21 protein-coding genes are annotated in these 20,383 nt (G+C 72.5%); 12 read left to right on the top strand and 9 right to left on the bottom strand.

Annotated features, from left to right (window positions below):
- Positions 1-49: 49 nt before the first annotated feature.
- Positions 50-1,048 (bottom strand): glycerophosphodiester phosphodiesterase, encoded by a 999-nt coding sequence (locus CLV70_RS17990; RefSeq protein ID WP_106127688.1) that lies wholly within the window; start codon positions 1,046-1,048, stop codon positions 50-52.
- A 115-nt stretch (positions 1,049-1,163) separates the two neighbouring features.
- On the bottom strand, positions 1,164-2,048 hold the full coding sequence (locus CLV70_RS17985; RefSeq protein ID WP_106127687.1) for an NAD(P)H-binding protein: 885 nt from the start codon (positions 2,046-2,048) through the stop codon (positions 1,164-1,166).
- Between the two features lie 69 nt (positions 2,049-2,117).
- Between CLV70_RS17985 and CLV70_RS17980 the strand changes: the two genes are divergently transcribed.
- Positions 2,118-3,023 (top strand): LysR family transcriptional regulator, encoded by a 906-nt coding sequence (locus tag CLV70_RS17980; RefSeq protein ID WP_106127686.1) that lies wholly within the window; start codon positions 2,118-2,120, stop codon positions 3,021-3,023.
- Here CLV70_RS17980 and CLV70_RS17975 read toward each other — a convergent pair.
- Genes CLV70_RS17975 through CLV70_RS17965 form a run of 3 tightly spaced genes read right to left on the bottom strand, consistent with a single transcriptional unit; the run spans position 2,986 to position 5,823 of the window.
- On the bottom strand, positions 2,986-3,543 hold the full coding sequence (locus CLV70_RS17975; protein ID WP_106127685.1) for a Uma2 family endonuclease: 558 nt from the start codon (positions 3,541-3,543) through the stop codon (positions 2,986-2,988). The genes CLV70_RS17980 and CLV70_RS17975 overlap by 38 nt on opposite strands.
- Before the next feature lie 22 nt (positions 3,544-3,565).
- On the bottom strand, positions 3,566-4,084 hold the full coding sequence (locus CLV70_RS17970; RefSeq protein ID WP_106127684.1) for a Uma2 family endonuclease: 519 nt from the start codon (positions 4,082-4,084) through the stop codon (positions 3,566-3,568).
- Positions 4,081-5,823, bottom strand: coding sequence for a S9 family peptidase (locus tag CLV70_RS17965; protein WP_425440180.1), 1,743 nt, complete (start codon positions 5,821-5,823; stop codon positions 4,081-4,083). Before CLV70_RS17965 ends, CLV70_RS17970 begins: the two co-directional genes overlap by 4 nt.
- A 75-nt stretch (positions 5,824-5,898) precedes the next feature.
- Here CLV70_RS17965 and mshB point away from each other — a divergent pair, with 75 nt between their 5' ends.
- From mshB to CLV70_RS17945, 4 genes are all read left to right on the top strand, one after another.
- Complete coding sequence (gene mshB / locus CLV70_RS17960) at positions 5,899-6,777, top strand: N-acetyl-1-D-myo-inositol-2-amino-2-deoxy-alpha-D-glucopyranoside deacetylase (protein ID WP_106127938.1); 879 nt, start codon at positions 5,899-5,901, stop codon at positions 6,775-6,777.
- Positions 6,774-7,217, top strand: coding sequence for a hypothetical protein (locus tag CLV70_RS17955; protein WP_106127683.1), 444 nt, complete (start codon positions 6,774-6,776; stop codon positions 7,215-7,217). The genes mshB and CLV70_RS17955 overlap by 4 nt, the downstream gene beginning before the upstream one ends.
- The gene (locus CLV70_RS17950) at positions 7,214-7,711 is read left to right on the top strand and encodes a hypothetical protein (protein ID WP_106127682.1); all 498 of its coding nucleotides are present in this window, start codon (positions 7,214-7,216) and stop codon (positions 7,709-7,711) included. Before CLV70_RS17955 ends, CLV70_RS17950 begins: the two co-directional genes overlap by 4 nt.
- Positions 7,712-7,798: 87 nt before the next feature.
- Positions 7,799-8,263, top strand: coding sequence for a hypothetical protein (locus CLV70_RS17945; RefSeq protein WP_106127681.1), 465 nt, complete (start codon positions 7,799-7,801; stop codon positions 8,261-8,263).
- A gap of 13 nt (positions 8,264-8,276) precedes the next feature.
- Here CLV70_RS17945 and CLV70_RS17940 read toward each other — a convergent pair whose 3' ends face one another.
- Together CLV70_RS17940 and CLV70_RS17935 are read right to left on the bottom strand one after the other, a co-directional pair.
- Positions 8,277-9,623 (bottom strand): L-serine ammonia-lyase, encoded by a 1,347-nt coding sequence (locus tag CLV70_RS17940; protein ID WP_106127680.1) that lies wholly within the window; start codon positions 9,621-9,623, stop codon positions 8,277-8,279.
- A 66-nt stretch (positions 9,624-9,689) separates the two neighbouring features.
- The gene (locus tag CLV70_RS17935; RefSeq protein WP_106127679.1) at positions 9,690-10,652 is read right to left on the bottom strand and encodes a GNAT family N-acetyltransferase; all 963 of its coding nucleotides are present in this window, start codon (positions 10,650-10,652) and stop codon (positions 9,690-9,692) included.
- 123 nt (positions 10,653-10,775) lie between these two features.
- Between CLV70_RS17935 and fdxA the strand changes: the two genes are divergently transcribed.
- From fdxA to mycP, 5 genes are all read left to right on the top strand, one after another.
- Positions 10,776-11,102 carry a ferredoxin gene (fdxA, locus tag CLV70_RS17930; RefSeq protein ID WP_106127678.1) on the top strand — a complete coding sequence of 109 codons (327 nt, stop codon included), beginning with the start codon at positions 10,776-10,778 and terminating at the stop codon, positions 11,100-11,102.
- Positions 11,103-11,104: 2 nt separating this feature from the next.
- Positions 11,105-12,205 carry a succinyldiaminopimelate transaminase gene (gene dapC / locus CLV70_RS17925; RefSeq protein WP_425440179.1) on the top strand — a complete coding sequence of 367 codons (1,101 nt, stop codon included), beginning with the start codon at positions 11,105-11,107 and terminating at the stop codon, positions 12,203-12,205.
- A gap of 153 nt (positions 12,206-12,358) precedes the next feature.
- The gene (locus CLV70_RS17920) at positions 12,359-12,784 is read left to right on the top strand and encodes a hypothetical protein (RefSeq protein ID WP_146164088.1); all 426 of its coding nucleotides are present in this window, start codon (positions 12,359-12,361) and stop codon (positions 12,782-12,784) included.
- On the top strand, positions 12,781-14,223 hold the full coding sequence (locus CLV70_RS17915) for a hypothetical protein (RefSeq protein WP_106127675.1): 1,443 nt from the start codon (positions 12,781-12,783) through the stop codon (positions 14,221-14,223). The genes CLV70_RS17920 and CLV70_RS17915 overlap by 4 nt, the downstream gene beginning before the upstream one ends.
- A 329-nt stretch (positions 14,224-14,552) precedes the next feature.
- Positions 14,553-15,641: a type VII secretion-associated serine protease mycosin gene (gene mycP, locus CLV70_RS17910; protein WP_158277773.1), complete on the top strand. Its 1,089-nt coding sequence runs from the start codon at positions 14,553-14,555 to the stop codon at positions 15,639-15,641.
- Between the two features lie 302 nt (positions 15,642-15,943).
- Here the strand turns inward: mycP and CLV70_RS17905 are convergent, their stop codons facing one another.
- A complete protein-coding gene (locus tag CLV70_RS17905; RefSeq protein WP_106127673.1) occupies positions 15,944-16,534 on the bottom strand; it encodes a hypothetical protein in 591 nt (196 codons plus the stop codon).
- A 329-nt stretch (positions 16,535-16,863) separates the two neighbouring features.
- Here CLV70_RS17905 and CLV70_RS17900 point away from each other — a divergent pair, with 329 nt between their 5' ends.
- Positions 16,864-17,670: a SigB/SigF/SigG family RNA polymerase sigma factor gene (locus CLV70_RS17900; RefSeq protein ID WP_106127672.1), complete on the top strand. Its 807-nt coding sequence runs from the start codon at positions 16,864-16,866 to the stop codon at positions 17,668-17,670.
- A gap of 284 nt (positions 17,671-17,954) precedes the next feature.
- Here CLV70_RS17900 and CLV70_RS17895 read toward each other — a convergent pair whose 3' ends face one another.
- Complete coding sequence (locus CLV70_RS17895) at positions 17,955-18,884, bottom strand: diacylglycerol/lipid kinase family protein (protein WP_106127671.1); 930 nt, start codon at positions 18,882-18,884, stop codon at positions 17,955-17,957.
- A gap of 297 nt (positions 18,885-19,181) precedes the next feature.
- Here CLV70_RS17895 and CLV70_RS17890 point away from each other — a divergent pair, with 297 nt between their 5' ends.
- Complete coding sequence (locus tag CLV70_RS17890; protein ID WP_106127670.1) at positions 19,182-20,276, top strand: sugar ABC transporter substrate-binding protein; 1,095 nt, start codon at positions 19,182-19,184, stop codon at positions 20,274-20,276.
- Positions 20,277-20,383: the final 107 nt, after the last annotated feature.

The following is a 20,383-nucleotide window of genomic DNA, read 5'->3' as shown; positions in this document are numbered from 1 at the left end:
CCGGCCGGGCTGCCTGTACAACCTTTGGATTCCGAGTTGATCCAGTCGATCACTGGCAGATGCTTTGCTGGGACGCGAGTGCTTCGCCGGGCTTGTCGGTTGTCAGGTAGTCGACGCCGAAGGCTGTGACCTTGGCCCAGTTCTCGGGGGTGTCCAGGGACGGGTTGTCGGTTGTCCAGGTTGATACGCCGATGCCGTACTGGTGGTAGTAGTTGACGTAGTCGGCCGAGCGGACCTCGCCCACCGGGACCGTGTAGACCTTTGCGCCCAGGGCTTGCAGGGACTCTGCCGTGCGCATGAAGCCTGCTGGGGGGCGTTCGAGCAGGTAGTACGTGAAGTTCGGGTACCAGCCGCGCATGGCTTTCAGGCCGTCGGCGCTGTTGGCCATCCAGATGATCTGGGTGCGCATCTGGAGCTCTGCGCGGTCGAGGTAGGAGACGAAGAGGTCGGCTTGCTCCTTCGTCGGGGTGACCTTTACGTCGAGGAGGAGCTTGACCTTGGCCTTCTTCGCCGCGTAGAGGAAGTCGTAAGCGTATGGGGGGCGGACCTTCGGGGTGCCGTCCGCGTTGAAGCCGCCGTAGCGGGGGTCGGTCTTCCAGGGCGCGTAGTCGGCGGCGCTGAGTTTCTGCAGGTCCGGCAGCCAGAGGTCCTGGACGCGGCCGGTGCCGTTGGTGGTGATGGAGACGTCCTCGTCGTGGAAGGCGAAGGCGAAGTTGCTCTTGTTCCAGCGGATGTCGATCTCGACGATCGGGGCGCCCTGGCTCGCCATCAGGTTCAGGCCGGGGACGGTGTTCTCCGGCGCCGACCGCCCGCCGGCCTTGTGCCCGACCACCGTGGGGCACGCAGCCGCCGGGGCCGCCGCAGCCGCCGGGGCCGCCGCAGCCGCCGGGGCCGCCGCGGCAACCGGGGCTACCGCTGTGACCGGGGCCGCCGCGGTGACCCCGGCCGGCGCGGTGGCGGGGTGAGGTGCGGCGGCGGCCTGGGTGGCTGGAGCCAGGGCCACGGAGGCGATCAGGGATGCGGTGAGCAGGGTGGAGCGCGGAGGCATTGTGGCTCCTGGGCCGTAGGTCGGGATGGCCGGCCTGCGGCCGGGCGACGGCTGAGCGACATCGACGCCAGCTGATGATAGAGCGTCGTCCACTGTCAACGGTCGCCCCTGTGGATCACCTGTGGACAACCGGGAGGAGGACCTCCTCGCACCACTGGCGGAACGTTGTCGGGGTGCTGTTGTCCGGCGTACGGATGGCGGCGTTGTCCAGGCCTTTGTTCTTGGCGCGCATCATGTCCAGCATTCCCTGGGCCACCGACTCCGACATGCCCTGCGCCACGAGCAGGGCCTTGTAGTCGGCGTCCGGGGTCCGTCGGTAGTGGACCCGGCGGTGCAGGAGCTCGGACAGGATCTGGGCCATCTCGTCGAAGGACAGGTCCTCCGGGCCCAGGACGGGCACCTCGCCGCTGCCGGTCCACGAGCTGTCTCGGAGCAGGCGTACGGCGACCGTGGCGATGTCGCGGGTTGCGCAGGTGGGGAGTTTGCGGTTGCCGGCGATCGGCTGCGCGAAGAAGCCCTGCGTTCTGATCAGGTCCGCCTGCCACAGCAGGTTGTCCATGAACGAGGGCATGGTCAGGGCCCGGTACGGGACGCCCGTCGCCGCGAGGAGGTCGTCCATGGCCAGGGATGCCGTGACGTGGCCGGCATGGGCGGCTTGGGGGGTGCCGCGGCCGAGGGCGGAGATGCCGACGACGCGGCCGACGGGGTGGGCGGTGAGGGCCGCGGCGGCCGGGCGGGTGAAGTCGACGTAGTACGAGGCGAGGGACGGGGCCTGCGCGTCCGGTGGGACCAGCCAGAACACCGCGTCCGCGTCGGCGAAGGCCTGGGCGAGGACGGCCGGGTCGTTGTGCGTACCGATGACGGATCGGACCTGGTCGCGGATCTCGGCGGGCAGGCGGGCGGGGTCGCGGACGATCACGCGGACCGGCTCGCCGGCGTCGAGGAGCTGGTGGACGACCTGGCGGCCGATGGTTCCCGTGGGGGTGGTGACGACGATCATGGCTCGAGTCAACGCCGGGGCGCTCCGAACCTGAAGGACCGATCCGATCCCGATTGATACCGTACGGATATGAGCGACCTCGAAGTCCGCCAGCTGCGCTACTTCGTGGCGGTGGCCGAGGAACTGCACTTCGGCCGGGCGGCGGAGCGGCTGGGAATGGCGCAGCCGCCGCTGTCCCGGGCTATCCGGGAGATGGAACGGCACCTGGGCGTCCAGCTGTTCGTCCGCACCACGCGGCGGGTGGCGCTGACCCCGGCCGGGGAGGTTCTGCTGCGCGACGCCCGCACGGCCCTGGACGCGGTCACCGCCGCCGCCCGCCGCGCCCGGAACGCCGGCCGGACGGCTCCCGGCCTGCGCGTGGCGCTGAAGGCCGACTACGACGCCGGGATGCTGCCGGAGATCATCGAGACCTACCGGCGTGACGAGGCGTCCCTGCCGGTGGAGGTGCTGCTCGGCAGCCGCGGCGACCAGATCCCGGCGCTGCGGGACGGCCGCGCCGACGTCGCGATGCTGCCGGAACCGTTCGACGACCGCGGCCTCGACACCGAGGCCCTCCTCACCGAACCCCGCCGGGTGGCGCTGGCGGCGGCCGACCCGCTGGCCGCCCGTTCGGCGCTGCGGCTCGCCGACCTGGCGGGCTGGACGCTGCCCGGCGGCTCACCCGCCGACCGCGGCCCGGCGCCGGAACGCGAGCCCCCGGCCGACGCCCCCCGCTACGACCTGGCGCAACTGTTCAACCTGGTCGAGCTGGGCCGGCTGGTGTGGTTCCTGCCCGCGTCGCTCGCCCGCCGGCACCCGCGGCCCGGCATCGCGTACCGGAAGGTCGAGGATCTGGGGCCGTCGACCCTCCTCCTGGCCTGGCCGCAGGACGCCCGATCCCCGGCCGTGGCCGCCTTCGTCCGGGCGGCATTGGAGGTCGCCGCCCGAAACCCCGTCCTCACCGAGGAGGAAGCAGCTTCTCCGGTGCGATGGTGACGTCCACCGGGTCGGTCAGGTGCAGGAGGTCGCCCACCTTCGTGACCGACCGCTCGACGTAGTGCCTGCCCTCGAGCCGGTACAGGTGCAGCGCGCCCGTCTCCTGCTCCACGATGAGATACCAGGGAATCCCGGCCTCGGCGTAATAGTGCATCTTGAGAATCTTGTCCGCGGATGCGTTCGACGGGGACACGATTTCGCAGACGAGCAAGACCTGCTCGGCGTCGACAGCCTGCTCGTCGAAGTCGATATCCGACGTGATCACTACATCGGGGATCGGAATGCGTCCCGGTTTGAGCCGCACGTTGATTGCTTCCACCACGTGCAGGCGCTCTGGCGTAGCGCCGGCTTCGAGCGCGTTCGCGAGCCGTCGCGAGATGTGTTGATGGCGCGGCGTGGGCGCGGGGGTCACGTGCAAGCTCCAGTCGAAGAGTTCGACGCGGTCTGTCGCCTCTTCGAGCGCGAAGAACTCCTCCTCGCTCAGCGGCCCGCCGTCAGGGAAGAAGGCAGACGTCGTCATGGCGGGATTCTCCCACGTGGGGTCAGATATTGAGGCCGGTCACGCGGACGAGTTGCATGACCGATTGTTCGACGTAGCCCTGGGCCGTGAGCATGTGGCTGTGCAGGAGGCCGCGGTCCGGTTCCGCGACCAGGTAGCAGGGGATGCGGGCCTGGGCGTACGCGTGCATCTTGAGGGTCCAGTCCACCGTTGCGCTCGCCGCCGACGTGATTTCGCAGACCAGGCGGACCGAGGGGGCCTCGACCAGGGGGATGTCCGGGTCGATGGTGCCCGCGATGATCAGGTCCGGTACGGCGATGCGGCCCGGGCCGAGGCGGACCGGGACGCCGGTGACGACGTTGAGGTCCGTTCTGCCCGCGCGGAGGGCGTTGGCCAGCGAGTTCAGGATCATCTGGTGGCGTGGGGTGTCCCGGGGGCAGGTCAGGACGTTGCCGTCCCACAGCTCGGAGATGGCCGAGGTCTCGCCGAGCTGAAGGTAGTCGACCTCGGTCGTCGGCAGGGCTTCCATGGGCAGGCTGCGGCCGATCAGGGCTGACGTCATGCACACTCCCGGGTCAGGAATCGCAGTTCTTCGGACAGGCCCCCGGTGGGGGAGATCAGCAGCGGCGCCTGTCCCAGCGCCGCGGCGTGGTGGTCGTAGATCTCGGCGTTGTCGGTGCGGTTGCCGAGGTAGCGCTCGGCGTACGCGGGCGGCAGTTCGGTCCAGTCGGTGACCGGGTCGATCGCCACGCCGCAGCGGAACAGGTCGGGGCGGCGCTGCACCGCGAGCATCGCCAGCCAGCCGCCGAGGCCGGTGCCGCGCGCCGCCACCCGGCCCAGTTCCAGGTCGGGGTGCTTGCCGGTGAGCGCGTGCAGGGCGTCGATCTGGTCGGTGAGGGCCACGTCGGCGAGGCGCCGGTGCACCACCTTCTCGAAGCAGGGCGTGACTCCGGGCGTACCCCTGGTGTCGACGCTGACCACGATGAAGCCGGCGTCGGCCCACCACTGCCGTTCCTGCCACCGGGCCGGGTCGAGGACGACCTGCTGGTGGCCGGGGCCGGCGCCGAGCTCGACCAGGACCGGCAGGCGCGAGCCGGTGACGTGGCCGCTCGGGTAGAGCACGGCCGCCGGCAGCCGGCGGTCGGTGACCCGGGCCAGGACCGGCTGCGGAGCGTACGGGAGGGGTGCCGCGTCCGTGGGCAGCGGCCGGGTCGCCGCGCCCCGCCGCACCACGTCGTCGATGACCAGGACGTCGCCGCCCGCCTCGGCGTGGTGCCAGCCGGGCCGGTCGGTGAGCCGGCGGGCCTTCGCGCCGCCCCCGCCGAGGGCCGTACGCACGGCGTACACGTGCTGTTCCGCCGGCTCCCCGTCGGTGCCCTCGACGATGAGTTCCTGGGTGCCGCCGAGCATGCCCACGACCCGGCGTACGTACAGCTCCGGCGGGGTAAGCAGGCTGCCGTCGGCGAAGAGGCAGCGGGCGTCGAAGCCGTCGTGGGCGAGTTCCCCGCCGACGAGCACGCGGCCGTCGGGCAGCAGCAGGGGCGTGCCGGCCACCGGTTCCACCCAGCGGGCGTCGGCGAGCTCGGCGTGCACCTGCGTCTCGCCCGTCCGCGGGTCGACGGAGAGCACCAGCCCGTGCTGCTGGCTGCGGCGCAGCACGGTCATCAGCGGGTTCCCGGCGGTCCAGCGCACGTCGACGAGGTACGGGTACGTCTCCCGGTCCCAGTGCACGTCGACCCAGCCGCCGTACAGGTCGAGCAGGTGGAGGCTGACCGTGCCGGCGCTGCGTACGGCCAGGATGCGGCTGCCGTCGGGCGACCACCACCAGCCCCGGTCACGCCCGAACTCCGCCGCGGCCGGCTCCGCCACGCCCCACGCCACGCCGCTGCCGGGCTCGCCGGCCAGGAGCTGGTCGTCGCCGTCCGCCCCGATGACCCGCAGCGTGGCGTCGGGGGTCGTGTAGCCGATCGCGCGCCCGGTCGGGTCGGGCCGGGGGCCGTGCACCGGCGCCGCGGCCGCGAGGGTGCTCCCGGAGCAGTGCAGGCGGCCGTCGCGGGCCCAGGCCAGGACGGCGAGGTCGGCCGAGCCGGCGTACGCCTCGACGGGCCCGTCCGCGATCTTCGTCACCGCCCCGGTGGCGACCGTGAGGACCCACAGCGCCGGCGCCGCGTCGTGCGGCCCGGCGGAGCGCAGGAAGGCCACGCGGGCGCCGTCCTCGCCGACCGTCACGGCGTGGGGGGCGCCGAAGCGGAACCGGCCGCTGCGGCCGGCGAGTTCGGGATACTCCACGACGACCAGCATCGCTGATCGGACACCGTCCGCGGGGGGCAAACAGCAGACGCGGGGGCGCGACGGGGCGCGCGTAAAGTGGCGCGGGTGACCGACACCCTGCCCGAACGCCGCCTGATGCTGGTGCACGCCCACCCGGACGACGAGGTCACCGGCACCGGCGCGACCATGGCCCGCTACGTCGCGGAAGGCGCCCAGGTGACCCTCGTCACCTGCACCCTCGGCGAGGAGGGCGAGATCCACGTTCCCGAGCTGGCCCAGCTGGAGGCCCGCCAGGCGGACCAGCTCGGCGGCTGGCGCATCGCCGAGCTGCGGCACGCCTGCGCCGCGCTGGGCGTCACCGACCACCGCTTCCTCGGCGGCGCCGGTCGCTACCGCGACTCCGGCATGATGGGCCTGGAGACCAACAACCACCCGCGGGCCTTCTGGGGTGCCGAGCTCGAGGAAGCGGCGGCGCACTGCCTGGAGATCATGCGGGAGGTACGCCCGCAGGTGCTGATCACGTACGACGAGAACGGCTTCTACGGCCACCCCGACCACATCCAGGCGCACCGGGTCGCCATGCGGGCGGCGGAACTGGCCGAGGCCGAGGGGTTCGGCCCCGAGAAGATCTACTGGACGGCGATGCCGCGCAGCGTGCTCGAGGGCGGCATGGAGGCGTTCCAGGCCCTGGACGACAACCCGTTCGCCGGCGTGGACAACGTCGACGACCTGCCGTTCGGCCACCCCGACGACGAGATCGCGGCCCGGATCGACGGCACCGACTTCTACGAGCAGAAGGTCGCCGCGATGCGCGCGCACGCCACCCAGATCCCCGACAACTCCTGGCTGTACGGCATCGCCGGCGACTTCGGCGGCGAGTTCATGGGCGTCGAGTACTTCACCCTGGCCAAGGGCGAACGCGGCGAGGTGAGCGGCCCGCACAAGTGGGAGAGCGACCTGTTCAGCAACGTGGCCGGGCGATGACGCTGGAAGCCCCGGCCCCCGCGCCGCCCGCCGAGACCCCGAAGCCCCCGCGCCCGGGGCTGGAGCGCCTGATCACCGCCGGCGGCCTGGTGGTGGCCGTGCTGGCGACGATCCTGTCGGCGCTGTTCGAGCTGTTCATGACCCCGCTGCGGATCGGCGGGGTGCCGATCTGCGTGGCGATCGTGCTCGCCGCGGTCGCCAACTACGCCATCTCGTGGTTCGCCGTCACGACGGTCGGCCGGCGGTGGGCGGTGGCGCCGCCCTGGGCCGTGTGGACGATGATCATGTTCTTCGCGGCCGGCTCCCGGACCACCGAGGGCGACTACCTGGTCAGCGGCAAGGACTGGGTCGCGCTGGTGATGATCCTGGTCGGCAGCCTGACCTTCGCCGTGTTCACGTACCGGGCGATCCTGGCGAGGCCGGTCGCCGGCAGGCCATGACGCCGGAGCCCGCGGACCCCGGCCCGCTGGACCGGCGGCGGGTCGTCGTGGTGGGCGTGGTCGCGTCCGTGCTGATCGCGGCGGCGGGGGCGACGGCGTGGGCGTACGGCGGCGACGTGCCGCGCGGCACCCGGGTGCTCGGCGTCGACCTCGGCGGGCTGTCCCGCACCGAGGCGGAGCGGAAGCTGAGGGAGGCGGTCGGGCCGCGCACCGGCGACCCGGTCCGGGTGGAGCTCGGCGACCGGGTGCTGACCGTGCCGCCGGCGGACGTCGGGCTCTCGCTCAACGTCGAGCTCTCCGTGGGCAAGGCCATCCGCGGCAGACCGTCGCTGTTCGGCGAGCGCAACGTCGCGCCGTCGGTCCAGGTCGACGACGCGAGGCTCGATACCGTCCTGCGCGCGGGGTCCGGGCTCGCCTTCGACCCGGCCGTTGCCGCGGCCGAGGTGCGCCGGGCGTGGCTCACCGCGGACACGGCCCATGTCCCTGCCCGTTGAGCCGGTGTGACCGGACGAGCGCGGGGCGCTACGATCCCGAGCCACGAGCCATCGGCGAGGAGCCTTGAGCCGGTCCTGGAGGACGTCATGAAGCAGCGGTGGGTGTCGATCGCGGTCCTGGCCGCGGCGCTGTTCGCGATCAACGTGGTGGCACGGCTGGTCACGCGCATCGGCTTCCCCGACAACGACACGGCGGAGAACTGGGTCTCCGTCGCCATGTTCAGCCTCATCGGCCTGGTGCTGGCCGTGGTCGCGTTCGTCCGGGCCCAGCGGGTCCCGGCCGGCACCTGGCTGCCCGACCTGGCCGCCGCGGCGGTCGGCGGCATGCTGCTGACCGTTCTGGCCGGCCCGTTCGTGAGCGGCGACTACCCGTTCTCCGGCGGCGCGGGCAACTTCTTCTCCCAGATCTGGCTGTACGGCGGCTTCGCGATCGCCGGCACGCTGCTCGGCTACTGGACCGCGACCATGCTGGGGCGCGACTACCGGTCCAAGTCCCTGAAGGCGTTCGCCACCGCGAAGACCGCCAAGCCCCGCCGCGTCGTCCGCCGCTGACGCCTGACCCGGGTCAGCACTCGACGACGGTGACGGCGAGACCGCCCAGCGACGTCTCCTTGTACTTCGTCGACATGTCGCGGCCGGTGTCGCGCATGGTCCGGATCGCCGTGTCGAGGCTGACCCGGTGCACCCCGTCGCCGTTGAGGGCGAGCCGGGCCGCGTTGATGGCCTTGACGCTCGCGATCGCGTTGCGCTCGATGCAGGGCACCTGCACCAGGCCGCCGACCGGGTCGCAGGTCAGGCCGAGGTTGTGCTCCAGGGCGATCTCGGCGGCGTTCTCGACCTGCTCGGGCGTACCCCCGAGCAGTTCGCAGAGCGCGCCCGCCGCCATCGCCGCGGCCGAGCCGACCTCGCCCTGACAGCCGACCTCCGCCCCGGAGATCGAGGCGTTGCCCTTGATGAGGATGCCGATCGCGGCCGCGGTGAGCAGGAAGCGGACCACGTCGTCGGCGTCCGCGCCCGGCACGAAGCGCGCGTGGTAGTGCAGCACCGCGGGGATGATCCCGGCGGCACCGTTGGTGGGGGCGGTCACCACCCGGCCGCCGGCGGCGTTCTCCTCGTTGACGGCGAGGGCGAACAGGTTGACCCAGTCGATGACGTGCAACGGGTCGGTGTCCGTCCGCCCGAGCAGGTCACGCCAGAGCGCGGGGGCCCGGCGGCGCACCCGCAACCCGCCCGGCAGCACGCCCTCCGCGCGCAGGCCACGGGAGACGCACCCGCGCATGACCTCCCAGATGTGCAGCAGGCCGTCCCGTACGTCCGCGGCCGGCCGCCAGGCCTGCTCGTTGGCGAGCATGACCGCCGAGACGGACAGCCCCTCGCGCCGGCAGACCTCCAGCAGCTCGTCGCCGGACGCGAACGGGTGCGGCAGCACCGTCGCGTCCCGGTCGCGGACGCCGCCCTCCTCGACCACGAACCCGCCGCCGACGGAGTAGAAGATCCGCTCGGCGAGCAGCTCCCCGTCGGCGAAGGCCCGGAACCGCATGCCGTTGGGGTGGCCGGGCAGGCTCTTGCGCCGGTTCAGCACCACGTCGGTGTCCGGGTCGAAGGCGATCGGGTGCTTGCCGGCCAGCAGCAGGCGGCCCTCGGCGCGGACGGCGGCGATCCGATCGGGGATCCGGGACGTGTCGACGGTCGCCGGGTCCTCGCCGCAGAGGCCGAGCACGACCGCGGTGTCCGAGTGGTGGCCCCGGCCGGTCGCCCCGAGAGACCCGAACAGCTCGGCTTCCACGCGTACGGTGGCATCGGTGTGGGGAAGTTCGGCCGCGAACCGCCGGGCCGCACGCATCGGGCCGACGGTGTGTGACGACGACGGGCCGATGCCGATCGAGTAGAGGTCGAACGCGCTGATCGCCACGGAAAAAGCTCCCTGTCCCGGGCCGGTCTCTGGGATCTTCACCGCCTCATCGACCTTAACACCCGTTCAGTGCGGCGCCTCCCGCGTCAGATAGGTGTGGTGGGTGCTGAATCCCAGCTTCCGGTAGAGCGCCACCGCGGCCGTGTTCCGCTCCTCGACCTGCAGGTAGGCCCGCGGCGAGCGCTGCTGCACCGCCCACTGGGCGAGCGCCCGCAGGACGTGCGCGCCGAGCCCTTGCCGCCGGGCGGCCGGCGCGGTCTGCAACAGCGACACCCCGAGCCACCGGTCGGGCCCGGTCACCGCGCCCCGGGCCACCGCGAGCAGCTCACCCTGGGCGTCCCGGACATGAGCAAAAACGCTTTCCGGTACGCCGGTGAGAATCCTCCGCGCCGTCGCGGGCAGCGTGCCCTTGTGGTCGGCGACCATCGCGTACCAGTCGTCGGCGGGGGAGTCGGCGAGCTCCACGGTCGGCAGGCCGGCGCGCGACGGCGGGGACTCCAGCAGCGCCGCCACCCGCGCGGTCTGCACCAGCGTGAGCGGGCGCGCCGTCCAGCCCCGCTCGTCCAGCGTCGCGTTGACCGGGGCGGCGAGCGGCATCGGGGTGTTGATCAGGGCCTGCTGGCCGCGGTCGGCGTACCACTGCTCGACCGCGTCGATCGCGGCCTCCAGGGTCCGGTCCGGATCACCGACCGCGAGCGCGGAGTTGGCCCGGCCGGTCCAGTTGCCGGCCGCGCGCAGGATCCACGCGCCGAGCCGGGCCTGCACCGGCGCCGGCCACCCGTCGTTCGCGGCCAGCTCCAGGGCGACCACGTCGGCGGCCGGGGGCCGGCGGGCGGGAGGCACCCGTTTGGCCCGGTGCACGTCCTTGAGGGGCACCCGCAGCGGGCCCTTGGCGGTGGCGAGAGTGAGATCCGTCTCGGTCAACGCGACAAGCTCGCCGAGCGCATCCGTGAATAGCGGCCGATCCCGGGAAACACCTACAATTCGTCGGACTACCACCCGGTGTCCCACATCCTGCCGTCGGAGCACGTCCCACCTCCTCCCGGCGAGATACTAGGCTCTGGCCGTACCGTCGTGCTTCGACGCGGAGTGGCTCCCGCTCGCGAAGTGCTCCCGCTCTCGAAGTGGCAAGGCTCTGGAAGGGAAAGACCCGTGACATACATCATCGCTGAGCCCTGCGTCGATGTGCTCGACAAGGCATGTATCGAGGAATGCCCGGTCGACTGCATCTACGAGGGCAACCGGATGCTCTACATCCACCCGGATGAGTGCGTCGACTGCGGTGCCTGTGAGCCGGTCTGCCCGGTGGAAGCGATCTTCTACGAGGACGACGTCCCGGAGCAGTGGAAGGACTACACGAACGCCAACTACGAGTTCTTCGAGGATCTCGGCTCCCCCGGCGGCGCGTCGAAGGTGGGCAAGATCGAGAAGGACGCGACGTTCGTGGCCGCCCAGCCGCCGCGCGGGGATGCGCACTGACCGTGGTCTCGGCGTCGCTGCCTGACTTTCCCTGGGACCTGCTGGAGCCGGCCAAAGCGGTCGCCGCCGCGCACCCCGACGGCATCGTCGACCTCTCGGTCGGCACGCCGGTCGACCCGGTGCCGGCGTCGATCCGGTCGGCTCTGGCGGACGCCGCCGACGCGCCGGGCTATCCGCTGACCGCGGGGACCCCGGCGCTGCGTGCGGCGATCACGGCCTGGGTCGCCCGGGCCTGCGGCGCTTCCGGTACGCCCGGAGTCCTGCCCACGATCGGCTCCAAGGAACTGGTCGCGTGGCTGCCCACCCTGCTCGGCGTCGGGCGCGGTGACGTCGTCGTCATCCCGCAGGTGTGCTACCCGACGTACGAGGTCGGGGTGAAGCTCGCCGGTGCCGAGGCGGTCCGCAGCGACTCGCTGACCGCGCTCGGCCCCGACCGGCGGATCAGGCTGATCTGGATCAACTCGCCGTCCAACCCGACCGGCCGCGTGCTGCCCGCCGCCCACCTGCGCAAGGTCGTCGCGTGGGCCCGCGAACGCGGCGTCACCGTGGCCAGCGACGAGTGCTACCTGACGCTGGGCTGGGACGAGACCCCGGTCTCCGTCCTCTCCGACGAGGTCTGCGACGGCGACTACACCGGCGTGCTGGCCGTGCACTCGCTCTCCAAGCGCTCCAACCTGGCGGGCTACCGCGCCGGCTTCGTCGCCGGCGATCCGGCCCTGGTGGCCGAGCTGCTCGCGGTCCGCAAGCACGCCGGCATGATCGTGCCGGCGCCGGTGCAGGCCGCGATGATCGCCGCGCTGGAGGACGAGTCCCATGTGGCCGGCCAGCGCGCCCGCTACGAGGCCCGGCGGTCGGCGCTGCGGCAGGCGCTGACGGCGGCGGGCTTCACCATCGAGCACTCCGGGGCCGGGCTCTACCTCTGGGCGACGCGCGGCGAGGAATGCTGGAAGACCGTGGACTGGCTGGCCGAACGCGGCATCCTCGCGGCGCCGGGCGCGTTCTACGGCCCCGCGGCGGCCCAGCACGTGCGGATCGCCCTGACCGCGACCGACGAGCGGGTCTCGGCGGCGGTGGCCCGCCTGGCGGACTCCTCGAGCCGCTAGGACCGCCCAGATCCCCCTCTTCTCCTTCCCCTTTTCCCCTTCCTCGCGCCTTTCCCTTCCCCTGGCGAACCCGGACGGGGTATCGAAGCGTCGCAGGTAATCGCTACCCTCGATGGCGTTGCTGTGACGGCATAGCTGGACGGGGAGGCTGTCGTGGGCGAGCCAGGTATCAATGTCGAGACGGGCGGGCTGAGCAAGTTCGCCACCGATGTGCATGTGGACACCGACAGTGTCCTCGCGCCGGCCACCGAGCGGGCCAGGATCCAGCTCGGTGACGGGGTGACCTTCGGGGCCAGGAATGCCAGCGGGGCGGTGCACGCCGCCAAGGTCCGCTACGCCCAGAGCCTCAGCGCCTCGACCGCGAACCTCAAGCGGTACGTCGAGGCCGCCAAGCTGCTCGCCGCCGCCGCCGAGAAGGTGGCCGCCGACTTCGACGCCTCCGACACCCGGGCCGCCAAGTCCACCGAGCAGGCCGAGCAGGCGCTGTGGGCCGCCGCCCAGGAGGCCCGCGCGGCCCGGCTCGCCGCCGAACGCGCGCAGAACCCGCCGCACCACGGGGGACGGGCGGTCGCGGTATGAGTGACGAGGTGCTGAGCAGCAGTTGGTGCACGGCCTGGGGCTCGTACAACACGCCCCGCCTGTGGGCGATGGTGGCCGACGAGGACGACCCCGAATCGTGGCGCCAGGTCGCGGCCTGGGGCGAGATCTCCGGCTCGGTCAAGGACCAGCGCAACCTCCTCCGCAAGGCCCGCGAGTCGCTGGTGGCCGCGTGGCCGCCGGAGGACAACAAGTCGGCCGCGGCGTTCGTCGAGGAGCTCGACATCCTCATCGCGCGCATGGACACCGCCCGCGCCGACGCGGACGACACCGCGACCGGCCTCGCCAACATCCTCGAGGCGCTGCGCCAGGCGAAGAACAACATCAAGCCCCTGTACGAGCAGTACAAGGAGAAGAACGAGGACATCGTCCCGTCCTGGTGGGACAACGCCGAGGACAAGCTCGACGAGAAGGCCCGCACGCACATGATCACGGCGGAGGGCATCGTCCAGGACAACGTGGCCCGGCTCAAGGTGCCGGACCCGTACGTCCTCGAGCCCGACAAGCCGAAGGGCGGCGGCAGGCCGCTCGGCGAGCCCAGCCCGCAGCAGCACTCGGGCGGCGGTTCGTCCGGCAGCCGAGGCGGGGGCGCGGACCCGATCCCGGTGCCGCACGACCCGGTCCCCCCGCTGCCCGGCCGTGACGCGACGATCCCTGACGGCGTCGACCCGGTGCCCTCGCCCGGCGACGGTCCGTCCGGGGGCGGCCCCGGCGCCGGGTCGACCGGACCGGGGCTCGCCGGGGTCATCACCCCGGCCCCCGTCACCCCGCCCGGCGGCCAGCCCGGTCCCGTACCGGGCCCCGGCGGCCTGCCCGCCGGCGGTGGCGGCGGGATCGTGCCCCCCATGCCCGGCCCGATCGTGGGCGGCGGCGGTGGCGGTGGCCGCGGCGGCACCCTCCGGGGCGTGACCGGCATCGGCGGCCCGGGCGGCACGGCGAACGGCCTCGGCGGGGTCGGTCGCGGTGCGCAGCCCCCCGGCGTCCGGCCTGCCGCGGGCCGGGCCCTGCCATCGGGAGCGGTCATCGGCGAGACGGTCGCCGGTTCCGGGCGCGGTGTGGCCGGCGGGCCGGGTCGCGGCATCGCCGGTGGGCCCGGGTCGGTCGGCGGGGTCTCGGGCCGTGGGGCCACCGGCCGGGGCGGCGTTTCCGGACGCACCCGTGCGGGCGCGCTCGGCGAGGCGGAACGGACCCGGCCGCCACGGCCGTCCTGGCTGCCCCAGGAGCCGGGCGGTTCGCGCGCCGGAGCCACCACCGGTCTGACGGGCTCGGCCCGCGGCAACCGGCGCGCGGGCGACAACGGCGCGGACCACGACCCCGACAACCCGTGGCAGGTGGCCGAGGGCGTCGACCCGGTCATCGCCCCCGACCTGCACGAGGCGACCCACGACCCCGGCCCGAACGTGATCGGCTGGCGCGGGTGACGGTGCGCTCCAGCGCCACCCCGCGCGGGGCCCGCCCGGATGGGGTGCCGGCCCCGGTCCTGCGTGGCCCGCGTGCGGCGGCTGCGCTGATCACCGCGCCGCTGTGGGCGGTCGTGCGGCGGGCGGCCGTGCGCCAGGCGGCCGTGCGGCGGGCGGCTGTGCGCCACGCGGCTGTTGGGCGGGCGGCTGTGCGCCAGGCGGTTGTGCGGCGGGCGGCTGTGCGCCAGGCGGTTGTGCGGCGGGCGGCTGTGGGGCGGGCGGCAGTTCGCCCGGTGGCTGTCCGGGGCACCGTCGCACCCGGGGGGCGCGGGTCGGTTGCGGTGCGGCGGGTGGTGGCCGCGGTGGTTGCCGGCGTGCTCGTGGTGCTGGTCTCCGGTGGTCCCGCGCGGGCCGACGAGGCGCGGGAGCGGCAGTGGTTCTGGGGTCCGCTGGAGGTCGCGAAGGCGCAGCGGATCACCAAGGGTGCCGGTGTCACGGTCGCCGTGCTGGACACCGGTGTCGACGCGCGGCATCCCGATCTCAGGGGGGCCGTGCTGCCCGGGCGGCAGACCGTACAGAACAAGCCGGCCGGGAACGACGACGGCGTCGGGCACGGCACGGGCATCGCGGGCATCATCGGTGGGCGCGGTCACGGCAGCGGCGACGGCGTTCTGGGCATCGCGCCCGAGGCGAAGATCCTGCCCGTACGGCCGGTGAACGACTCCTACTTCGTGGCGCAGGGGATCCGCTACGCCGTGGCCCAGGGCGCGAAGGTCATCAACATGTCCTTCGAGACGCGCGCCTCGGAGAGCCTCCGCGCCGCACTGCGCGAGGCCGCCGCCGCGGACGTGGTGCTGGTCGGAGCTGCCGGCAACGAGGGCGACAAGGGCAACGAGCAGGAGTATCCGAGCGCCTATCCGGAGGTGCTCACCGTCGGCGCGCTCCAGCGCAACAACAAGATCGCCCCGTTCTCCAACCACGGCCCCCAGGTGGACCTGGCGGCGCCGGGGGTCGAGATCCCGGCCCCGGCGCCCGAGGGCAGGTACGTCACCCTCGAAGGCAGCAGCGCCGCGGCCGCCATCGTGTCGGGATCGGCGGCCCTGATCCGCGCCGAACACCCGGACCTGTCCGCGGCCGAGGTCGTGGCCCGCCTGACGGGCACCGCGATCGACCGGGGTGCGAAGGGCCGCGACGACTTCTACGGCGCGGGCCAGCTGGACCTGATGGCCGCGCTGACCGCCCCGCAGCCGGCGGCGAGCAGCTCCCCGCCGGCCGGAGCGAACGGCCAGACCGCGCCGAACGGCCAGGCAGCGGCTCCCCGGCCCCCGGACTCCACCGCCGACGACGGCGGCGGCCTGCCACCCCTGCTGTTCGTGGCGATCGGCGTGGTGCTGCTGGTGGTGGCCGGAGGCGTCGTGCTGGTGCTCCGCCGCCGCTGAAGCGAACGCCCCGGTCGAAGCCATGGTCCGGGCGGCAGCGCGGTGCCGCCGGGAGTGTGGTCGTTGCTGCAACCGAACTGCCTCGGGGCGGCCACCGGGGTTCCTCCGGGGCGCGGCCAGACTGGGGGGCGTGGACGTGATCAGCACGTGGAACGCCGGGGACAAGCCGCCGACCCGGGTGGCTGTGGCTCGGGAGTTCGTTGCCGTGTGGGCCGTGCATCTGCTTCGGTCGTACCGGGTCATCCGGGGTTGATGACGATGCGGGCGGGAGCCGGAGCTCCCGCCCGCTTTCCGGGGTCGGGTCAGACCTTCAGGCGCAGGGCCTCGAGCCGCAGCGACTGGCCGGTGGTGCCGATGACGGCCGGCCAGGAGTGCTTGGAGCAGCTCCAGCCCTGCCAGCCGATGTTCTCGACGTGGCCCTGGGCGCAGATGCGCTTGCCGGCCCACAGGCGCAGGGCCTCCATGCGCAGCGACTGGCCGGTCGTGCCGACCGTCACGATCTTGTTGTTGGCCGCGCAGCGGGTCTGCTGCCAGCCGATGTTCTGTACGTGGGCCCGCAGGCAGATGCCGCCGATCTTGTGGGTGAGGACGGAGACCGCCTCGAGGCGCAGGGACTGTCCCGTGGTGCCCGCCGTCACCGGCCAGCCCTTGCCCGAGCAGCGCCAGCCCTGCCAGCCGATGTTCTGCACGTGGGCGTTGACGCAGATGGCCTTGCCGGCCTTGGCGAGGTGGGCCTTCGCGGTGGCGTTCAGTGCGGGGGCCTTGACGACGGCGGCGGGGGCCTTGTCGGCCGGGGCCGCGGACGCGGTGCCGCCGAAGGTCGGGAGGACGGCCGCGGCGGCGGTCACGCCGACGAGCGCCGCGGTGCGGAGAAGCTTCGAGATGCTGATCATGCAAAGGGATATACCGTACGAATTCGACCGTTATTCCCGAGATTAGGCGCCGAGGCGAAGATTGCACCGTCCGGGTGACCGCGAGGGTCTTCGGGTGCAGGATGCAGCGAAGTCGAGGGGTGTGAACGGCGCTGGATCGGGGACTGGAGCGGTGTGCGGCGATCGGGCATCGGTCGTTCGGACGCATCCTTCTGTCCGTTCGTATGAGTTTGACCATGGGGGGTCAGTGGGCATGAGTCCGGCGACCTGCTGACGGCCCTTCCCGGGACGTTTGCGGGTCACTGGTGAAACAGGGCCGCCCCCGCGGCCGGATCTGAAGGAGCTCGTCCATGACCGTTATCGCCGCCCCTGTCGACAGCGCCCCCGCCGCTGCTGATGCCTCGGCGACAACGGACCGCGCGAGCGAGCTGATCGCCGCGGTCGCCGCCCTGCCGTCCGGACACCCGTCCCGCGCCGCCCTGCGCGACCGCGCCATCGAGGCCTGGATGCCGCTGGCCCGGCACCTCGCCAACCGCTACGCCGGCCGCGGCGAGCCGCTCGACGACCTGATCCAGGTGGCCGTGGTCGGACTGATCAAGGCCGTCGACCGCTTCGAGGCGGACCGGGGCGTCGAGTTCGCCGGCTTCGCGATCCCGACGATCGTGGGCGAGCTCAAGCGCCACTTCCGCGACCGTACGTGGTCGATCCGCGTGCCGCGCCGCCTCCAGGAGCTGCGCCTCGCGATCACCGCCGCCAACAACACGCTGAGCCACACCCTCGGCCGCTCCCCGACGGTCACCGACGTCGCCGAGCACCTGGGCGTCACCGAGGAAGAGGTCCTGGAGGGCCTGGAGGGTTCGCGCGCCTACAACGCCACGAGCCTGTCCACCCCGGTCAACGCCGACGGCAGCACCGAGCTGGGCGACACCCTCGGCGGCGAGGACAACGCCTTCGCCGAGGCCGAGACCCGCATCGCCCTGGGCCCGGCGCTGGCCATGCTGGACGAGCGCGAGCAGAAGATCATCACGCTCCGCTTCTACGGCAACCTGACCCAGTCGCAGATCGCCGAGCAGATCGGCATCTCCCAGATGCACGTCTCCCGCCTGCTCACCAAGGCCCTCGCCAAGCTGCGCGGCCAGCTCGACTTCGCCGCCTGACCACACCGACCACGACGGCCCGCGGGCCAAACCCGCGGGCCGTTCCGGTGTCCGGGAGGAGTCCGCTGCCCGTGCCCGCTCCAGCAGTAGCCCGCACGGTCGCAGCAAGTGCCGCCGCAGCCGTCGCCCCGCCGCAGCCGGGCCCGCAGCCGGGCCGTCGTAGCCGGGCCGTCGTAGCCGGGCCGTCGTAGCCGAGCCCGCAGCCGTCCTGCGCGGAGCGCGGGACAGCCCCGCCCTAGCCGTCGCCTCGCCGCACTCGGCGTCCGCAGCCGGGGCCGGGGTGGTCAGCGGTCCACTGTGCCGGCGGGGGCCATGATGCGGAGCGCGTTCGGGTCGATGCTGATGCGCAGGGGTGTGCTGCCGCTCGGTTCGCCGTCGACCTCGACGCGGGCCGGGCGGTCCGTTTCCAGCCAGAGTTCGCCGACGGCGAGGAACGGGTCGTCGCGCAGGGTCCGGCGGTGGCCGGTCGCCGCGTTGCGGGCCGTTTCGCGCAGGAGGCGGCGGCGGGACGCGTCGCCCACCGGGTAGGCCACCAGCAGGCGGTCGTCGGCGTCCGCGTCGCTGGTGATGGGGCGGCCGGCGTGGAAGCCGCCGTTGGCCACGTACAGCTGGTGGGTCAGGAATTCGTGGTGGCGGTCGCCGGCGCGCAGGCGCGCGTGGAGGGGGCGGTGGCGCAGGAGCAGGGCCAGGGCCGTCATCGGGTACGCGAGCCGCCCCGTGACCCGCTTCAGCGCCCGCGGCGCGTTGATCATGACCTCGGCGGACAGTCCGATGCCGACGTGGTTGGTGAAGGCGAGGTCCCCGGCGAGTCCCAGGTCGACGTCGACGACCGTGCCCTCGGCGAGCGTCGTCACCGCCTCGTCGAGGTCGAGCGGTACGCCCACCGTACGCGCGAAGTTGTTGGTCGTCCCGAGCGGCAGCAGCCCGAGCGCGATGTCGCGGTGCGCCAGCAGCCGCGCCGCCGTGCTGATCGTGCCGTCCCCGCCGCCGGCGATCAGGAGGTCGGGGCCGGCCGCGACCGCCGCCTCGAGACGTGCCGGTAGTTGCGCGGGGTCGTCCACGGGCGCGTCCGTGACCAGCGTGAAACCTGCGGCGAGGAGCCGTTCCCGGGCGTCGTGATAGAGCCGGCCGCCCCGCCGCGAGTGGGCGTTGACCACGAGGGCCGCCCGCCGCCGGGTGCGGATGTCGTCGCTGAGCTCCGGTTTCGTGCGCATCGATGGGAAGCGTATCGGTCGGCCCGGCGGATCCGGCGGTGCGGACCACCCCCGCGAGGCGCCGACCGGCTTCCGGAAGTTTCACGGAAGAAGATCACCATTGTGCTCCACTTTGTCATCACTCACGTACGGCCGTGTTGCCGGATTGTTATGCCGAGGGATGAGAAGTGCGGGGCTCAGCGCTTGTGCTCCGCGCCGCAATGCACAAACGTTGCCGAGCACAACAATCGAAATATCGCACGGCACCCCCGAGAACTGAAACTTTCGGCGATGAAGCCATGAGAAGGGACACGACGGATGCGCAAGGGATTGGCCGTTATGGCGGCGACCGGTCTGCTGGCCACAGGCAGCGTTGCGGCCTGCGGTGACAGCAAGGACGAGAGCGGCAGCGGCAGCAAGGCCACCGGCAAGGTCGGCGTCATCCTGCCGGACACGAAGAGCTCGGCGCGCTGGGCGACCGCCGACCTCACGTACCTGAAGGCGGCGTTCGAGAAGGCCGGCGTCGAGGCGGTCATCCAGAACGCGCAGGGTGACAAGACCCAGTTCCAGACGATCGCGGACGGCATGATCTCCAGCGGCGTCAAGGTGCTGATGATCGTCAACCTGGACGACGGCACCGGCAAGGCCGTGCTGGACAAGGCCAAGAAGGCCGGCATCGCGACCATCGACTACGACCGGCTGACCCTGGGCGGCGGCGCGGACTTCTACGTGTCGTTCGACAACTTCAAGGTCGGCGAGCTGCAGGGCAAGGGCCTGGTCGACTGCCTGGCCGCCAAGAAGGTCACCAAGCCGGTCGTGGCCGAGCTCAACGGCTCGCCCACGGACAGCAACGCGGCGCTGTTCAAGAAGGGCTACGACTCGATCCTGCAGCCGAAGTACGACTCCAAGGAGTACACCAAGGGCCCCGACCAGGACGTGCCGGACTGGGACAACGCGCAGGCGGGCACGATCTTCGAGCAGATGCTGACCCAGAACCGCAACATCAAGGGTGTGCTGGCCGCCAACGATGGCCTGGGCAACGCGGCGATCGCGGTGCTCAAGCGCAACCGGCTCAACGGCCAGGTGCCGGTGACCGGTCAGGACGCCACGGTGCAGGGTCTGCAGAACATCCTCGCGGGTGACCAGTGCATGACGGTCTACAAGGCCATCAAGAAGGAGGCCGACGCGGCTTCCGAGCTGGCGATCGCCATCGCGAAGAACCAGAAGCCGACCACCGCGACCGGTGTCGCCAAGGACACGCAGACCGGGCGGGACGTCCCCTCGGTGCTGCTCGAGCCGGTGACGATCACCAAGGAGAACGTCAAGGACGTCATCGCCGACGGCTACGTGACCAAGGACCAGCTCTGCACCGCGGACTACGCCAAGGCCTGCACGGCCGCGGGCATCAGCTGATTCTGTCGCTTCGAGCCGCCCACGCCTGGCCGGGCGTGGGCGGCGCCGCATCCAAGAAGGAGAACCACCCGTGGCCGCGACACCTCTTCTGGAGCTACGCGGGATCG

The sequence above is a fragment of the Pseudosporangium ferrugineum genome (assembly GCF_003002065.1).
GTDB lineage: Bacteria > Actinomycetota > Actinomycetes > Mycobacteriales > Micromonosporaceae > Actinoplanes > Actinoplanes ferrugineus_A.
This window is presented reverse-complemented; position numbering and strand designations above follow the sequence as displayed.

What these genes read in the sequence shown, in the direction of transcription:
- CLV70_RS17975 (WP_106127685.1), bottom strand. Translation starts at nt 3,543, where the DNA reads ATGACGACGTCTGCCTTCTTCCCTGACGGCGGGCCGCTGAGCGAGGAG.
- CLV70_RS17980 (WP_106127686.1), top strand. Translation starts at nt 2,118, where the DNA reads ATGAGCGACCTCGAAGTCCGCCAGCTGCGCTACTTCGTGGCGGTGGCC.
- CLV70_RS17900 (WP_106127672.1), top strand. Translation starts at nt 16,864, where the DNA reads ATGACCGTTATCGCCGCCCCTGTCGACAGCGCCCCCGCCGCTGCTGAT.
- CLV70_RS17945 (WP_106127681.1), top strand. Translation starts at nt 7,799, where the DNA reads ATGAAGCAGCGGTGGGTGTCGATCGCGGTCCTGGCCGCGGCGCTGTTC.
- CLV70_RS17985 (WP_106127687.1), bottom strand. Translation starts at nt 2,048, where the DNA reads ATGATCGTCGTCACCACCCCCACGGGAACCATCGGCCGCCAGGTCGTC.
- CLV70_RS17950 (WP_106127682.1), top strand. Translation starts at nt 7,214, where the DNA reads ATGACGCCGGAGCCCGCGGACCCCGGCCCGCTGGACCGGCGGCGGGTC.
- CLV70_RS17890 (WP_106127670.1), top strand. Translation starts at nt 19,182, where the DNA reads ATGCGCAAGGGATTGGCCGTTATGGCGGCGACCGGTCTGCTGGCCACA.
- CLV70_RS17965 (WP_425440180.1), bottom strand. Translation starts at nt 5,823, where the DNA reads ATGCTGGTCGTCGTGGAGTATCCCGAACTCGCCGGCCGCAGCGGCCGG.
- CLV70_RS17955 (WP_106127683.1), top strand. Translation starts at nt 6,774, where the DNA reads ATGACGCTGGAAGCCCCGGCCCCCGCGCCGCCCGCCGAGACCCCGAAG.
- CLV70_RS17990 (WP_106127688.1), bottom strand. Translation starts at nt 1,048, where the DNA reads ATGCCTCCGCGCTCCACCCTGCTCACCGCATCCCTGATCGCCTCCGTG.
- CLV70_RS17895 (WP_106127671.1), bottom strand. Translation starts at nt 18,884, where the DNA reads ATGCGCACGAAACCGGAGCTCAGCGACGACATCCGCACCCGGCGGCGG.
- CLV70_RS17905 (WP_106127673.1), bottom strand. Translation starts at nt 16,534, where the DNA reads ATGATCAGCATCTCGAAGCTTCTCCGCACCGCGGCGCTCGTCGGCGTG.
- CLV70_RS17970 (WP_106127684.1), bottom strand. Translation starts at nt 4,084, where the DNA reads ATGACGTCAGCCCTGATCGGCCGCAGCCTGCCCATGGAAGCCCTGCCG.
- CLV70_RS17915 (WP_106127675.1), top strand. Translation starts at nt 12,781, where the DNA reads ATGAGTGACGAGGTGCTGAGCAGCAGTTGGTGCACGGCCTGGGGCTCG.